Genomic DNA, 14,940 nt, shown 5'->3' with positions numbered 1-14,940 from the left:
TGCTGATTTTGCCGAGTGTTCGTCGATTATCCAGAGGCCCTAACTTGGTGGTCCCCTGGCGTCAAGGGATCACGCGTGGCTGCATCACCGAAGCAGCATTGCGTCAAGCCGGATCACGGCTTCGCGGCACTCGCGACAGCCAGGCAAACCATGGCAGATCACAAATCAATCGTAGAGATTGTACCTTGCCCAGTCGGCTTCTGGAATTTCGTCCCCGATCCGGTAGCGGAGCTGCAAAACTTCCATATGGTCCGGCGCGGTCTGGCACTTGAATTTCAGCCGGTACCACTGCCCCTTGCTGCGAAACGCAGCACCCGGGCTCTTGATTGCATCGGCACCCATCTCGGGCGTGGCGAAGGCGTAGGCGACGACGCGATCGGCTTTGAACTTGCGATCGTCATGGGTGATGCGGTCGAGCACTTCGGCGTCGCAACGCTGTTCAAGACGGGTTTGGGGATCGAGTTTCATCAGACCGGCGCGCAATGCATTGTCCATTGCGCTGGCTGGAAAACTCAGTGTCACTGACGCCAAGGCGGTCATGCAGAGCTTCTTCATGGGCGGGACAAGCAACACATTTTGTCGGAGAAATCAACCGAGCGGACCGCCGCGAGCGCCGCCGGAATCTTCAATCATATGGCCGGTGCGTTCAAAATTGCGTGTCGGGCGTGCGATGCCTGCGGCCAACGGACCAAAGAGGCACGGCCTGCATCCGTAAGATCGTAGAGGCCGCGGTCGACGCGCGCGAACCAGCCATAGACATTGTGCTGCAGTATCTTGGGCGCGATCGGCGTCACCGCCTTGAGATCACGCGGTCGCCTGGGTCCGTCCACCATGGCGGCAGCGCAGGCGAGGGCGCTTTGACGATAGGCCGTCATGATCGGATTGCGCGATCCTCCTCCGGCAACGGGATCGCCGCGACGGCGCTGGTGCTCGTCAACCAGACGAGAGCGCCGGCGGGCATTCTTGCGCGGCGCCAGCGCGATCGGGCTGAGAAGCACCTCGACCCGGTCCGTCGCGGTCACACCGAGCAGGCCGAAGCCAAGACGGCGGCAGAGATTGCGAAATCTGGCGTCGCTTTCGCGGCCCTTGCCGCGGGCCGACATGCGCGCGGCCAGCCACACCTCGTCGCAGGCCGCCGCGCGATCGACACCTTGCAGCACCAGTTCGAGATTGAACTGCAGCTTCAACTCGCAGATGACGACAACCGGCGGCTCCCCCTCGCGCAATGCAACAACATCGCAGCCGCCGATCTCGCCTTTGACGACGAAGTCGAGGCTTTCGAGGAACCGCTTCACCGGCGCATAGAGAGACGTCTCGTTCATGCCTCAGGGTTTAGCCGATTCGACGCGAAAAGCCTTCCCGTGGTTCGGCGTTCTACGGCCCGAAATCGGATCGGGGTGGATACCGCACCGTCGGGCCAGCTGTCAGGCTTCGGTGTTCGGCACTGCTCGGTGCAGCTTCCTGCGGCGCAGGAGCGGATAGCCGATCTGACCGAAATAGGTGGAAGGGATCGGATCGTCGACGCCGTACTTGTCCGGCACCTTGTCGCCGGTGGGATTGTAGGTCCCGAACAGCATGTCGAGGAAAGGCAACTGCCCGGCGAAGTTCTTGTCATAGGCTTCGCGCTGGTTGGCATGGTGCCAGCGATGGAACTGCGGGCTGGCGATCAGCCACTTCAAGGGGCCGAACGGAATCCGCACGTTTGAATGCACAAGCAGCGTGTGTCCAAGGTAGATGGTCGAAAAGACGGCGATCGAGGCTTCCGAGAAGCCGAGGAAAAAGATCGGCGTCAGCGATATTGCCTTTGTGACGATGGCGTCGACGGGGTGATTGTGGAAGGCCCCGAGCCAGTCGAGTTCCTCAATGCCGTGGTGAACGGCATGGAACTTCCAAAGCGCGGGGATTTTGTGGAAGGCCCGATGTGTCCAGTAGACGCCGATATCGGTGATCACGATGATTTCGGCAACCTGCAGCCAGACGGGCTGGCCGCTGACGGCCTTCGTTATCGCCGGCGGGACCAGGAGCGCAGCGGCACCGAGCGCGCCTGCCGCCATCATGACGATGGCCAGCTTTATGATGAAGCCGTTGAACAGCAGATAGATCAGATCGACAGCGAAGCCCTTGCGGAAGATCTTCTGCGGCCGCTCGGCAAACAGATGTTCGAACGGAATGAAGATCAGCGCGCAGATCAACAGTGCCTTGATGCCGAAGATATCCATCGATTCGCCTCTGCTGCCGGCGCGCCGCCTGCTCCCTCGAGAAGAAACACATCTCCCTTTCCAAAGGCTAAAGGCTCTGTAAGGGCGCTGACGCACGGAACGTGCAAGCAATGTCGCCGAACGCAACGGCTCGGAGCAATGGGACCGTCGAACGCGGTTCTTTGACACGGCTTCGAACCGTTCGTGTCCTAGCCGTCAAGACCCCAAAGATCCGGGTTGCGTTTGAAATACTCAATCAGCATCTCGGTGAGCACGCGCACTTTCCGCGTAGGATGCTGCCCCGGCGGGCGTACGACATACGCAGCTCCCGGAGGTACCGGATAGCGTGTCATGATCGGGACCAGCGCGCCGGAGGCTACATATTCATGTGTAATGCAATCGGGGAGCCAGGCGATGCCGAGACCTGCCGCCGCCGTCGCGGCAAGCGCCGTGGCGCTGTCGGCCTTGAACCTGCCCTGCGGCTGGACCGTAACAATCTTGTCGCCATCCATGAACTGCCAGGCTTCCGTTCCCTGCATGAGGGCCTGATGGGTGACGAGTTCGTCCGGAGTCTCGGGTGACGCGTGCGCTTTGATGTAATCCGGGCTCGCGACAAGCTTTCCATGGATAGGCCCGACGCGCTTCGCGATCAGGTTGGAGTCCTGAAGGTAGGCGCCCCGGATCGCGCAATCGAAACCCTCTGCGATGAGATCGACGAAGCGATCGCTATAAGAAGTATGGATGTGAAGCTTCGGGTGCAGACGCGCCATTTCCGCGAGCACGGGAGCAAAATGGGTCGCGCCGAAAGTAAGCGGCATAGCAACCCTCAGGCGGCCGCGCAGCTCACCGGTAGGGAGGATCGTTTCCCTGGCCGTATCAATCTCGGCGCTGGCTCGGGCCGCATGATCTCTGAACGTGATTCCCGCTTCTGTGAGCGCGGCACCGCGGGTCGTTCGTGCAAGAAGCTGGACGCCAAGCTCCGCCTCAACCCGAAAGAGCCTGCGACTGACGATTGATTTGGAGACGCCGAGCCGGCGCGCGGCGGCCGATACGCCCCCGGCATCGGCCACTACGACGAATGTCTGTAGATCCTCGATATCCAATTCGGCGTTCCTCGTTTCGCGACACAGCTTGCCTGATTATGGCACTATCGCATCACCAAAAGGAACAGCAAATTGCGTTCAGGCAACGTCGCCCGCTGGCGCATGTCTCCCGGAAAACCCACGCCGTCCAGGCGGCAGAGAGAGGAAGTTCTTATGACCTTTCGTAACGGCCTTAATTCACTTCTTCGCCCCGAGGATTCGGTCCTCGTTCTGATCGACCACCAGCCCTACCAGCTCTCGAACCTGAACAGCCACGATCCGCATGCAGTGGTCAACAACTCGACGGCCTTGGCAAAGGTCGCAAAGGCCTTCGGCGTTCCCACCATCCTGACCAGCGTCGTTGCCGATCGGGGCGGCCTGATCTTCCCCCACATCACCGACGTATTTCCCGGCCAGGAGGTCATCGACCGGACGTTCATCAACACCTGGGAAGACAGGAAGGTCGTGAACGCGGTCAAGGCGACCGGCCGCAGGCAGCTCATCATCGCCGGCCTGTGGACCGAGATCTGCGTCGCCATGCCGGTTATCCAGGCGTTGGGCGAAGGCTGGGACGTCACGGTCATCGCCGACGCCTCGGGCGGCACGTCGGTCGAAGCGCACGAGGTCGCCATCCAACGCATGATCGCGGCCGGCGCAAACATGATGACCTGGCTGGCGCTGGCATCGGAGTGGCAGCGCGACTGGGCGCGTACCGAGCACGTCGGCGAGCTGACGGAAGTGCTCAAGCAGCACGCCGCTGGCAGCGGCATCGCGTACCTCTGGGAGCAGCAACTGCTCAACACGCCTGTGCCGAGCACCGCCGGCTGAACTGGGCGGGGTGACGAAAGCGTTGAGCGATCCAGCGCCAACATGCTGAGCCGGGTCACCCCCGCCCACAAGACGAGCCGCCTGAATGCAGGGCGGCCGGCCGTCATCAACGATCACTTCCTCCATCCATTGGCCGCGACTACAGTCGGCGCAGCCTGGCTATCTATCGCCTCATTGAAAGGACCATGGAGATGTTCGGCGGAGCGCTTCCGAGAGGAAATGGACGTCATCTATCCGAACTTCAAAGTCAGCCTGACGCAACAGGGCGCTCGTGATCGATGACCTCGCAGTTCGGATATATCGACTTGGAACAGAGGACCTTGCAACCAATCGACAACCCGCTGGGCACGAGGTTGTCATCATGTCTTAGGTACAAACCGCTACCCATGTCTCCGGGCTGGACAATTCGACGTCTGGCGGAGGAAGTGGGATTCGATTCTTGCCTCCGATCCAAGCAAATCAAGAAATCTAAGAATCGATTGTTACACAGCATGTTACGCGCCAGTCAGACGGTGCGGACACGAGCGCGGCCCTTCCCGAAAATGCTAGTGGTGAATCTGTCTAGCGAGGCAACGGAGCAGTGCACGGTGCCGTTTGCGAAGGCCCTGAGGGAATGATCGTGGAGAAAGGCCGCCTTCAGGATCAGCTAGACGCGCTCAAGGCTCCGCTTCTCGGCAAGCGATATGGATGAGCAACGAACGAGTGCCGGTTCCAGCACCTAAGCTGATTTGCGGCTATTGGCCTTTGGCCGATCTTGGCCGATCCCTTCCTTGGCGAGGCTCTTTCGAAGAACTGAGGCCAAGTCGACCACGTTCTCCTTGGGTTTCGGTACCGGTTTCGGGGGTTTTTTGCCCTTGCGCTTGGCGTCAATCATGGCAATCAACGCGTCCTCGTAGGTGTCCTCGAATTTCGAAGGATCGAACTTTGTCACCTTCTTGTCGATGAGAAGCCCCGCGATTTCGAGCAAATCCGAATCATATTTTGCGCTCTTCACATCGTCGAAGACGGTGTCTTCCGATGTCATCTCATTGTGGGTCCGTAGCTCGGTCAGCAACATCCCTTTTCCAAGGGGCTGTATCAACACTTCGCGCCCGCGCTGATAGAGTACGACGCAGGAGCGTGCCGCAACGCGTTTCTTGGCCATCGCATCGCGCAGGACGGCAAAGGCCTCCAGGGAGGCGCCGTCTGCCGGGATCAAGTAGTATGGTTTCTCGAGATAACGTGTGTCGATCTCGGCAACCGGAACGAAGGAATCGACGTCAAGTGTATGCTGTGACGTCAGCTTCAGTTTCTTTAACTCGTCCGGCTCGACGTGGATGAAATCATCCTTGTCCGCCTCATACCCTTTGATCTGATCCTCGGCTTTGACAACGTCGCCAGTCTCTTCATCGACATAGGCGCTTTTAACGGGTAAACCGTCCTTGCGGTTCAAAATCTTGAAGTCGATCTTGGTTGCCTCGCTTGTGGCACCCACTATCTTTACCCCGCATGACACGGAACCGACCCTCAGAAAGCCCTTCCAGACCGCGCGTGGCGCCACCATGCCGTTTCTCCTAGACGTCGATCCGGCACAACGTCAGGCACACGGTTCTGTTCCTCAACGTTGGCAGTACCCTCGCCAATGTTAGTTATTCTTCACGGTAGTCCAGCAGCTTTGCATGGCGCAGTTTTTCTTCGCCCTTCAGAAAAACTTGACCCGGCCGACCAAGCCTGGCTTGATCCTCTCGGCCTTGTCTTTCTTTAAGCCCTTCGGCACGGGACGCCGATCTTGCCCTGCACGCGCTCCGACAGGCTGTTGAATATGCCCAGCAGCAGGTTGATAGGCCGGCTCGATGTAGGTCCAGTTTTGGGCTTATGCGAATGTCCGCAAAGCGCCCTCATTCCTGTCGTTTGGGTTGTGTGTTTGCCGGCCTGGAAGCGGACATCGATTTTGTCAGAAATGGCGGACGCGCCGAACCGCGAAGCAGGTCTTTCTTTTGGTTGGCTCAAGCTACGTGGAAGGGGCGCCTTGTCGGCCTTGTGCCTGTCTCGAGATCCAATTCACTGGATTACAGTGGCCTCCATGCCGATGAAATGAAACGCCAACCCCAAAGTTCCATAAGGCGTTACTAATTTAAATTGTTGTTGTGGGCGGGTGGCGAGCTGTTCGTTCTGAACGGCTTCGGTCTGATTTGGGATGAGATATCGTTTCGCGCGCCGGCGGAGCAATGCGCTGTTTTTGTCATTTCGCAATCCATGTCGGGCAAGTGGCCGCCTTACCGGCTCTTGTCAGTGCGTAGGCGCGCGATAGTTTTTGTGGGGAAGGGACTTCGATCAAAAGGAGCCGACGATGGAACACCAAACTCTAAGTCAATTGCAGACAATTGCAGAAGTAGAACCCCTCTCGACATACCCGATCATGACCCGGCAACAGCGTATTGAGCGCTGGGCAGAGTTGCTGGCACAACATCCCGAGCGACGCCTGAGAGCCCTTACCGGCACTGAGTATCTGAAGCGGGAAGCCCGCGACGCAGCACGCGGTGAGGGCTCGCCAATTACAGTGGCCTTCGAGGACCCGCTACTGCGTGCGTTAGGCCTGAAGGATGACACCTATGGGGAAGCAAAGCGCTTCTTCGAACTGTCTGACGGTGAGTTGCATGACATCGTCTGCAGTTGCCATGTCGGAACCACGTTCAGAGGGCAGTGGGCTGCCGCTAGAGTCCGCCGGTCGATTGGAGGGAACAGGTTTCTTAAGTGGCTTAGAGAGAGAATGTGGCACTGAGATCGCCAAGGACGGCGATTGAAGCTCGTTTCAAGCGAGGTGGATGAACGATTGGGCGCCAGTGGCGCGCCGCCGGGGTGACGACGGGGGTCGGCGCCTGTCCCAAAGGTTGTGACGGCTGTGCAGACGGGTGGGGCGCTCCTCGGTCCGGTTTACTCGCGGTGCGTTCCAGGCAAGGCTGCAATACCCCAGGGGCAGGATTTCTGGATTCCTGTTTGCGGCTAGCATCACCACGTAAAGACGTCGATCGTTCGACCATCTGCTGCGCTAACCTCGGCGGCGCCGCCTGGCCTGTATGGCAGCAAAAGTGACTGGGCGAAAATCCCAGGCGTCTACGCCGACGTCGTGCTGGCGCGTCATCGGCTTCAGCCGGCCATGAGAATGGCCGTGCAGGTTTATCGATTTCTTGCCGATCTGGTTCCAGGTGCGGAACGGGTAGTGGCAAAGAACCAAGAAACGGCCCTCGACAGTCAGCTCCTTGTAGTGTTGCACGCTAGCCCAAGCCGAAGCGCGGAGCGTTACCACGCCGTCGTTGTTGCCGATGATGAGGTGCTTGGTGCCGTGGAGGCAGGACAGCAGCGAAGACACTGTCTCGGCCGATCCCCTGGCAAAGTCGCCGAGGTGCCAAACCTCGTCGTTTGGAGCAACAGTCTCGTTCCAAAGTTCAGTCAGTGCCTGGTCATGCGCCGCCAATGAACTGAAGGGGCGGGGGTCGAGCCGCAAAATGCGGGGATCGTTGAAATGCGTGTCGGAGGTGAAGAAGATCATGCGCCGCCGCTGGCTGAGACGAGCGCTCGACGAACGCTTCTAAGTTCGCTTGCCGGAGTGCCTTTTGGGTCCATCATCGATCCTGATTTGGGCTTCCCTGAACATCTTGAGTGCCTCTTCCTTGGTGAGGCCGCACTTGCGCGCAAAGTAGAGCGCTTCGATCGCTTTTTCACGATCCGCCGTGGCTTCTGTGTGCTGTTTGGGCTTTTTACCCATCGTTCTCTATCACCTTTGATGCCACCGAACCATCACCGTGCCGGGTTGTTCCCTCCATCGGATCTGCTGACCTGCCGAGCGCGGCAGCCTGATGTCGCCGATAAAACGAGATCCCGAGACCTTAGCAGGCATCAGCTTGGTCGTTTCTATATGGCTCTATATGGCCCATCTGGGAGGCACAGTCGGAGCTCTAAAGTTGCCGAACGCCTTGCAGACGGTTGCTTTTGGCTAGAGCGGGACGCGGCTGGCATCTTCTGCCGAAGGCGGCTCGCGCTCGCGGAGGAACCATGTAACGCGCTTGTTGAATCGTAGTCTGAAGACCAAACCTCGATCACCTCGTGCACCCGACGGTAGTGCCATGGCGATCCGGAACCTCGAGGCATGTGGAGAGTTGTCCAGCAGCCCAGCGGAGATCCAAGCCATGGCGCCACCAGATGCCAATCCCGGCGCCGCCGCGCAGCCAAAACGCTCTGGCAAGCGACAACCCCATCACCGGCACGGCACAAGGCCTCCGGAGCAGGATTATCTATCGACGGGCTTCCAACGATATGAAGGACATGGCCCATGAACGTCGCCAACCTGCAATTGGAAGGTTTGCTCATGGCGGTCGCGGCCGTCAATAACGCCTTGGTCCGCAGAGGCCTTCTCTCGGTCGATGATATCGACACGGCGTTGAAAAACGCCGAAGCCTCGTTCACGGTTGATGAGCGCCTCTTCGAGGATATGTCGCCTGCTAACCGCGACGCAGTGTGTTTCCCTTTGCGTCTTTTGCGGCTGGCTAACACCAAGCAGTTCGAAGCGAGTGTGCCACCGTTTTCCGAGCTGGCCAGGCAGGTGGGGATCACCAAGCAGCCTAACAACGACCAGATGTGAGGGAGGAAGGTCGACCTGCGCGGGTGACCTCAAAAGACTTGATGAACGATGACCCTGTAGATTCGCTCGCCAACGCAATTCGCCATCGCAGCGCAATTCTGTTTGTTGGGGCAGGGGTGTCGATCAGTGTTGGACTACCCTCCTGGGAGAAGCTGATAGAGCGAATGGCAAAGGAGCTCGGCGTCGACGACGAATTTTCCACGCGACGCGATCGTTTTCAAACCCTGGCCGAGTACTATCGGATCAAGCATGGCAGCATCGGGCCACTTCGCAGTTGGATGGACAGAAACTGGTCCGTCCCCAAGGACCGGATCGAGAAATCCGAGTTGCATCGTCTCATCGTGAGGCTCGACTTCCCTGTCATCTACACAACTAATTATGACCGGAACCTAGAACTGGCTTATGAGATATACGGCCGGGACTACGTGAAAGTGGCCAATGCACGCGATGTAGCGCAGGCCCGCCAAGGCGTTACCCACATCGTCAAGTTCCATGGTGATTTCGACGAGGATTCGTCCCTCGTCCTCACCGAAACGGACTACCTCGATCGCCTCTCCTTCAATTCTCCGCTGGACGTGCGTTTTCGCTCGGATGCACTCGGCAGCACGATCCTCTTCATTGGCTATAGCCTTTCCGACCCAAATATTCGGTTGCTGTTGCACCGTCTCTGGCAGACGTGGCATCGGTCCGGCTATGAGAAAGATCGCCCGCCCTCGTTCATCCTCATGACCAGCCGAAACCCTGTGGAGGAGGCCGTTCTTGGGCGTTGGGGAATTTCGGTCGTCGTCGGCGAAATCGACGAGCCGCAAGCTGCTTTGGTGGACTTCCTCAGCCGGCTGGCGGAGATGGTTGGGGATGGGGAACTGTCGCCAAAAAGTGGGCGATAGCAACATCCGTATGATGGGCAGTTCGGCGGGCTCTCAAGGAGCGGCACATGGCAGAGAATTCCGTCCGGAATTTCAAGTTCAATTGGCGTCAAGGATACTATCGCGGCACGGAGAGCTAATCGGAAAACTTACTCACGCGCTGCCTACTTTGAAGTGCCTTTCACAGCGGTAACGGCTCAACCTCGATGCGCCTTGCGCCGAGCTTCAGCGCAAGGCGCGAGCTTGTTTAGCAATGACGCTACCGGCTGATCAACGCTTGGCGTTCTCACTCTCCGAGTCGGCCCGCGCCAGGAACTGCTCGGTTGTCGCTGGAATATGGCTTTTCAACCAGTCCGCCATTGCGACTTCCTCACGCAGGTTCTCTTCGCAGACCTGGGCGACCTCTGCTTCACCCAGAGATTTGGCAGCGGCGATAAGGATTGTGTAGGAGGCGATTTCCATGTGCTCGAACGTGTAGCTTGCAAGCGATCCTTTCATCACTTCGTCACCGGCGAAGACCCCGCTGAGCGACTGCGCCATCGCCGTCAGCTTGCCGCCGGCATCCTTCAGTGTGGAAGATCCTTGTCCGATGCGGTCGAGACAGGTTTCCAGCCGAGCAGCCTGCTGCCTGGTCTCCTGGACGTGCTGGCGAATCCGTTCGCTGAGCTCAGGATAGTTCTCAATTCGGTTCAACTGCCCATTCAACATGGTCTCGGCCTGCTCTTCCATGGCGTGAGCATCCCTGAGCCATTGGACAAGCCATTCGCGCGATTCTGACATTTCATATCTCCTTCATGGGTCGGCCAGAACTTTCAAAGGGAGATATTGTTCCTCATCGGTTGAACTGCGGCCTCGGCCTGTATCGCGAGCCTTTTGCTGGTCGGCGCTGATTCAGGCTCCTGGACCTCGGGCGATGGGCATTGCCGCGGCGCTGGAAACGCATTCTGCAGAATGACCGAAGCTGCTGCCGTCACCGCGTTCGGCGATGGGTATCTCTACGAGTTTCGTGTTGGCTCGTATTCTGCTGCCACGCTGCCATGTGTCAGGCTAAGCTCTGTCTTGCCCGAGCTGGCCGGCATTTACCGTTTGTCTTGCGAAAACAGCCCGTTGGCTCAGCGAGGCCCCGGGTTCACCAGCGGAGTTCTTGTTTTCACGAACGAATTGCAATGGAACGTCACGGCGTTTCGCAGGTTGGTAATGGAATTTCGCAACCAAGGAAACGAGCCATGACTTCTTCAGACAATTCTTCAGTTGGCATATCACCCCGTCCCACGACATGGCGGAACTTCGGATCGCCGCCGCGCTTAACCCGGCGGAGGAGTTATCCGATGAACGCGACCAAAGAATTTTTTGAAAACTGGCTGCAGGAGAATGTCGGCACTCTGGCTGGCGAAGAGGAAGTCAGCTTCGCCGTGCTGGCCCAGCAATTCGAGCAGGATGCCGAAGCGGCCGGTTATGGTCGCGAGGTGCGTGAGGACGAGCTTGGAAACATTGAAGATGCGATCGAGCAAGCACTAAAGAATGCCGGAACTGGGGTGCATGGTGGCGTCGACGGAGAAGCCAGCGATGTGGCAGCCGTCATGGATGCGCTGGAGGTCGAAGATGCCAAAAGCGGGCCATAGGTTTTATCAGGTTAGCTCTATTCGTTTGTCGAAGTTGTCGGGGTAGCCCTATGGAGCAGTTTCGCAAGGACATGGCCGCCTTGGCAGAGCCGGCTTTCTGGGTGTCGATAGGTTTGCTTCTTGTCCCGTATGCGCTTGGAACCGTGCTCCTCGTCTGGACTTGCGGCTGCCTGTAAGGTTGACTGCAGACACACCCGGTAGTGGTTCAACGACCCTAGCGCCGAATTCCCTGCAATGCCGAGCTTATGCGTTTCCGCGGGATCCCTTGCTGCAGCAAAGTCTGAACCATCGCGTCGCGAGGAAAGTTCATCGTAGACACCTGCGGCATCACGCCGTTTGGACAACCTAAAGACCGACAACGTGTTCCAAGCGTGAAATCAGCTATGAACCTGCCTCGAGCAGTCCCGCTGCTCATTCGCGCACCTGCAAGGTGGGTCGTTATCAATCGCTGGACGCGAGTTGGCAAACGACGCCAGGCTCGGATCGCATGCCTTGGGATCCGCCGCTGCATCCGAAAATAGCCCAGCAACTTGCGAGTTGGCTGGGAACACTTCCGCCATTTCGAAGTTGGGCCCGCATAGGAGAACCGAGATGGCCATCCCACGAGCGGACAACGACAACCACCTGCGCAAGAAGCCGGCTCATGCAGGCAAAAGCTCCGCCAAGAGGACGATAGACCAGGTTAGAGCACGACCCGGGTACAAAATGGCACCGCGGGCGATAAGAATTAAGGCGAGGCGCTGAGATGCCGCGGACCAATGATGACGGTCGCAACGAGAAGACCACATCAGCTGCAGCACTCATTGTCGACAAGGAACGTGCTGAGCGCGCCGCCAAGACGGCGCGGTTGAAGGAGGCTCGCCTCGCACAAGCCATCACGCCCGGTCCCAGCCAACGCAAGCCGCGTGTCACCAAAAGGTTCGCAGGATTTTTGTTGCTGGCTAGGAGGTGTCCGTGACTCGCAATCACGACAAGGAAAGATACGACCGCGCCAAACGTATCAGCCAACAGATGCTGGACGCTGAACGAGCCGAACGCGCCGAGAAGACGGCGCGGCTGAGACAAGCAAGGCTTGCACAGCATCTGGTGGAGTCGTCGCCGGCGCAACCGCAAATTCATCGAAATCCATTCAGGCTCTCAAAAAGAGAAGCCGTAAAGCGGCGCGGCGTTTAACTTCGACCAAGAGCGTCTATCAATACCAATCGCGAGCAATCGCGGGGACTTTGCATCTCCGCACCTCGCCATTAAAGCTGGGAGCGAAACCTGCTCGCAAAGTAGTCGGTGACCTTTTCGCTTAGCGGACGAGCTTGCCATTCTTCCACACTGACCTGCCTTGATCGTTTCAGGTCCTCGTTGAAAACGTCTATTTGCGTCCGCGCGAATTCCATGCCGTAGACATTCAGAGTGGCCTCATCGTTGAGGCGCAAGGAACGCTCATCCAAATTAGCCGAGCCAAAGCTCACCCAGACATCGTCGACGATCAAAAGCTTCGGATGGTACATTGTGGGTTGAAACTCAAAGATGCGCACACCGGCCTTGAGCAATTCGCCCCAGAAGTAACGTGAACCCTTTCGCACTATAGGCACATCCGTCAGCCAATTGGGAACGATGATATCGACCGAGACGCCTCGCCTCCTTGCATCAAGAATCTGCTGCAGGGCTATGTCGTCCGGCACGAAGTAGGCCATGCCGATGCGCAGATGGTCCTTGGCCGCGGCTATTGCCGCCAACATCATCAACTCCATGTTCTCCGAGCCGTTTGGCTGCGAAGAAAGTATTAGTTGGGCATCGAGCCCACCAGCGGGCGCAACTGCAGGGTAGAACTTCGCGCCCTGCAATGTCTCGCCGGTCGTCTCCAGCCAGTTTTCGGCGAACGCCGCCTGGAATGCGGCCACGGCGGGTCCTTCGATCCGGTAGTGCGTGTCGCGCCATTCATTTGAGTTGCGTGCGTTCCCGCGCCAATTATCGGCAATGCCGACCCCGCCAGTGAAAGCGACCCGGCCATCGACGATCAGCAGCTTGCGATGAGTTCGGTTGTTTACACGGTCCAACGTATACCAGCGTAGCGGCCGATAGCGTTCGAACCTCACACCGGCCGTGGTCATGATGTGGATCAAGTCCTCGTCGAAGGGAAGGCTGCCAACCCCGTCGACGTTCACGCGGACTTCGACGCCTTCGCTGGCCTTGGCCGCCAATGCGATTGCGAACTCGTAGCCGATGGCTCCCGACCAATAAATATATGTCTCGATGTCGACGCTGGATCGAGCCGCCCCGATTGCTTGCAGCATTGACGGAAATATTTCGTCCCCGTTGATGAGAGTTTGGACCGCATTGGAGCCGAACATCTGCCCTTGCGAATAGCTGCTCATCGTCTTGGAAAATTGGGGATCCGTAGCGTCGAACCGATGGGGAACGATTGATCGTAGAACGCGCGACTCTGGAGTGAGATTTATGATCAACACCGTGAGCAGGCTGGCGATGGTGGCAATGGCCAGATAGATGAGCACCTTTCGCCAAAGCTCAATACCGGAGGTCTTCTTGCGGGCGCCTGACGCAACGGAACCGAAAGGCTGCACGTCAATCGCCCCGCTGCCGGCGATGGCGATGTTTTTCGATCTCCTCGGGCTCTTCATCGTCGATCCGCGTGATGTTTGAAGCCGCGTGATCTGACCGCAGAATCTCGTCAAGCTTGGCGTGGATCGCTTGAGTGTCGCGGTGCTCCGCGCGCTGGATGAACAGCGTCATCGCCCAAGTAAACAATGTAGCGGCTCCATGCCAATCCAAGCTCTGTCGCTCGAAAATCATCCAAAGGATTGCATAGGCCAGCAACACCAGGAACGCTGCGGGACGGGAAGTCAATGTGCCGATTGAGGTAAGGGCGCTCGTGACCGGATGATTTGCCATTCCAAAGAACTCGCGGCAGTGCCCCTGGTTCCGCGGGGCATTATATCCCCCCGCCATGAATCAACAAAAGGTACAGTTGAGCAGCGCACGCTTTCCAGGTGTCCTGCGTCGGCCCTCCCACATGCCATCCGGCATCGAGAACGGTCTCGATTTGGATAGTCTCGCCAAGCGTTCGGTTCAGCAAACGCTCATATCGGCGACGAGGCGATTTGGATTCAGCCGCTTCGGCACCTGCGGTTGCGCTTGGTAAATTCTGCTGCACGTTGTGCCCCATCAATCGCGCCGCGAAGAGTTATAGTCGCTGGAGTATAGGGCTTCGCCGTCTACACCCTTGCGCGAAGGTTAAGCGATGAATGGGCCGTGGGGCGATCTTCACGCATGAACAACGGCCGAGTGCATCATAGTTTAATGACAGCTGGTGGGCTGTGCCGCATAAAGCCGTGGTCAGCGGCTGTGTAACGGGTTTCGCTGCTTGGAGCGACTATCGCACTCTCGCCCGTTTGGAGGAGCCTGATGCTTAACCGACCCATCCGCATGAACACAGAAGCTCTCTACCCCAGTGACCTGAATATCCTTCGCGCGGCATTTGACGCGCTGTGCCAGGAATTTGCCATTTTGCCTGACACGGCGGCGGCCTATGCCGTCGCAAGAGAGTTGATCAGGCTGTTCCAAACAGGAATGACGGAAGCGGCCAAGCTGATGATTGCCGTGCGCGCACGTTGGCGGGACGATTGGGAGATGGGACGCAGCAACGCTGCCTGACGTTGGATGGTCATGCGAACACCATCCGCTGCATCCTTTTCGACACCGCCGCGTTGACCG

18 protein-coding genes are annotated in these 14,940 nt (G+C 58.3%); 8 read left to right on the top strand and 10 right to left on the bottom strand.

What is annotated here, in order from left to right; translation table 11 throughout:
* Positions 1–165: 165 nt before the first annotated feature.
* The 4 genes from NKH95_RS21355 to NKH95_RS21340 form a co-directional block, all read right to left on the bottom strand.
* Complete coding sequence (locus NKH95_RS21355) at positions 166–573, bottom strand: DUF930 domain-containing protein (protein WP_352443142.1); 408 nt, start codon at positions 571–573, stop codon at positions 166–168.
* Between the two features lie 56 nt (positions 574–629).
* Positions 630–1,322: a DUF2161 domain-containing phosphodiesterase gene (locus NKH95_RS21350; RefSeq protein WP_352443141.1), complete on the bottom strand. Its 693-nt coding sequence runs from the start codon at positions 1,320–1,322 to the stop codon at positions 630–632.
* Between the two features lie 102 nt (positions 1,323–1,424).
* Positions 1,425–2,219, bottom strand: a complete 795-nt coding sequence (locus tag NKH95_RS21345; RefSeq protein ID WP_352892858.1) for a sterol desaturase family protein — start codon at positions 2,217–2,219, stop codon at positions 1,425–1,427.
* A gap of 188 nt (positions 2,220–2,407) precedes the next feature.
* Positions 2,408–3,301, bottom strand: coding sequence for a LysR family transcriptional regulator (locus NKH95_RS21340; RefSeq protein ID WP_352892856.1), 894 nt, complete (start codon positions 3,299–3,301; stop codon positions 2,408–2,410).
* Positions 3,302–3,454: 153 nt separating this feature from the next.
* On the opposite strand from NKH95_RS21340, the gene NKH95_RS21335 reads away from it, so the two are divergent.
* A complete protein-coding gene (locus tag NKH95_RS21335) occupies positions 3,455–4,108 on the top strand; it encodes a hydrolase (RefSeq protein ID WP_352892854.1) in 654 nt (217 codons plus the stop codon).
* Positions 4,109–4,826: 718 nt separating this feature from the next.
* On the opposite strand, the gene ku is transcribed toward NKH95_RS21335, so the two are convergent.
* Positions 4,827–5,651 (bottom strand): non-homologous end joining protein Ku, encoded by an 825-nt coding sequence (ku, locus tag NKH95_RS21330; RefSeq protein ID WP_023811897.1) that lies wholly within the window; start codon positions 5,649–5,651, stop codon positions 4,827–4,829.
* A gap of 786 nt (positions 5,652–6,437) precedes the next feature.
* Between ku and NKH95_RS21325 the strand changes: the two genes are divergently transcribed.
* Positions 6,438–6,869, top strand: a complete 432-nt coding sequence (locus NKH95_RS21325; RefSeq protein ID WP_023811898.1) for a hypothetical protein — start codon at positions 6,438–6,440, stop codon at positions 6,867–6,869.
* Between the two features lie 267 nt (positions 6,870–7,136).
* Here NKH95_RS21325 and NKH95_RS21320 read toward each other — a convergent pair whose 3' ends face one another.
* Together NKH95_RS21320 and NKH95_RS21315 are read right to left on the bottom strand one after the other, a co-directional pair.
* A complete protein-coding gene (locus NKH95_RS21320) occupies positions 7,137–7,637 on the bottom strand; it encodes a metallophosphoesterase family protein (protein ID WP_352442910.1) in 501 nt (166 codons plus the stop codon).
* A 39-nt stretch (positions 7,638–7,676) separates the two neighbouring features.
* A complete protein-coding gene (locus NKH95_RS21315) occupies positions 7,677–7,853 on the bottom strand; it encodes a hypothetical protein (RefSeq protein ID WP_352442909.1) in 177 nt (58 codons plus the stop codon).
* A gap of 564 nt (positions 7,854–8,417) precedes the next feature.
* Here NKH95_RS21315 and NKH95_RS21310 point away from each other — a divergent pair.
* Together NKH95_RS21310 and NKH95_RS21305 are read left to right on the top strand one after the other, a co-directional pair.
* Positions 8,418–8,726: a hypothetical protein gene (locus tag NKH95_RS21310; RefSeq protein WP_023811900.1), complete on the top strand. Its 309-nt coding sequence runs from the start codon at positions 8,418–8,420 to the stop codon at positions 8,724–8,726.
* A 41-nt stretch (positions 8,727–8,767) separates the two neighbouring features.
* Complete coding sequence (locus tag NKH95_RS21305; protein WP_352442908.1) at positions 8,768–9,613, top strand: SIR2 family NAD-dependent protein deacylase; 846 nt, start codon at positions 8,768–8,770, stop codon at positions 9,611–9,613.
* Between the two features lie 249 nt (positions 9,614–9,862).
* Here the strand turns inward: NKH95_RS21305 and NKH95_RS21300 are convergent, their stop codons facing one another.
* Entirely contained in the window at positions 9,863–10,372 is a 510-nt protein-coding gene (locus NKH95_RS21300) for a ferritin-like domain-containing protein (protein WP_128305833.1), read from the bottom strand.
* A gap of 171 nt (positions 10,373–10,543) precedes the next feature.
* On the opposite strand from NKH95_RS21300, the gene NKH95_RS21295 reads away from it, so the two are divergent.
* From NKH95_RS21295 to NKH95_RS21285, 3 genes are all read left to right on the top strand, one after another.
* Positions 10,544–10,822: a hypothetical protein gene (locus tag NKH95_RS21295; RefSeq protein ID WP_352442907.1), complete on the top strand. Its 279-nt coding sequence runs from the start codon at positions 10,544–10,546 to the stop codon at positions 10,820–10,822.
* A 98-nt stretch (positions 10,823–10,920) separates the two neighbouring features.
* Positions 10,921–11,214 carry a DUF768 domain-containing protein gene (locus NKH95_RS21290; protein WP_128305828.1) on the top strand — a complete coding sequence of 98 codons (294 nt, stop codon included), beginning with the start codon at positions 10,921–10,923 and terminating at the stop codon, positions 11,212–11,214.
* Positions 11,215–12,168: 954 nt separating this feature from the next.
* Positions 12,169–12,387 carry a hypothetical protein gene (locus NKH95_RS21285; protein ID WP_352630710.1) on the top strand — a complete coding sequence of 73 codons (219 nt, stop codon included), beginning with the start codon at positions 12,169–12,171 and terminating at the stop codon, positions 12,385–12,387.
* A gap of 71 nt (positions 12,388–12,458) precedes the next feature.
* On the opposite strand, the gene NKH95_RS21280 is transcribed toward NKH95_RS21285, so the two are convergent.
* The gene (locus NKH95_RS21280; RefSeq protein WP_352630707.1) at positions 12,459–13,847 is read right to left on the bottom strand and encodes a phospholipase D-like domain-containing protein; all 1,389 of its coding nucleotides are present in this window, start codon (positions 13,845–13,847) and stop codon (positions 12,459–12,461) included.
* The gene (locus tag NKH95_RS21275; protein ID WP_352721459.1) at positions 13,792–14,118 is read right to left on the bottom strand and encodes a low affinity iron permease family protein; all 327 of its coding nucleotides are present in this window, start codon (positions 14,116–14,118) and stop codon (positions 13,792–13,794) included. Before NKH95_RS21275 ends, NKH95_RS21280 begins: the two co-directional genes overlap by 56 nt.
* A gap of 513 nt (positions 14,119–14,631) precedes the next feature.
* Between NKH95_RS21275 and NKH95_RS21270 the strand changes: the two genes are divergently transcribed.
* Positions 14,632–14,880, top strand: coding sequence for a hypothetical protein (locus NKH95_RS21270; protein WP_352630703.1), 249 nt, complete (start codon positions 14,632–14,634; stop codon positions 14,878–14,880).
* Positions 14,881–14,940 lie beyond the last annotated feature (60 nt).

Source organism: Mesorhizobium sp. M0848 (assembly GCF_040319805.1).
In the GTDB taxonomy this organism is placed as follows: Bacteria; Pseudomonadota; Alphaproteobacteria; order Rhizobiales; family Rhizobiaceae; genus Mesorhizobium.
Note: the sequence above shows the minus strand (reverse complement) of the source record. Positions and strands in the feature narration are given on the sequence as shown.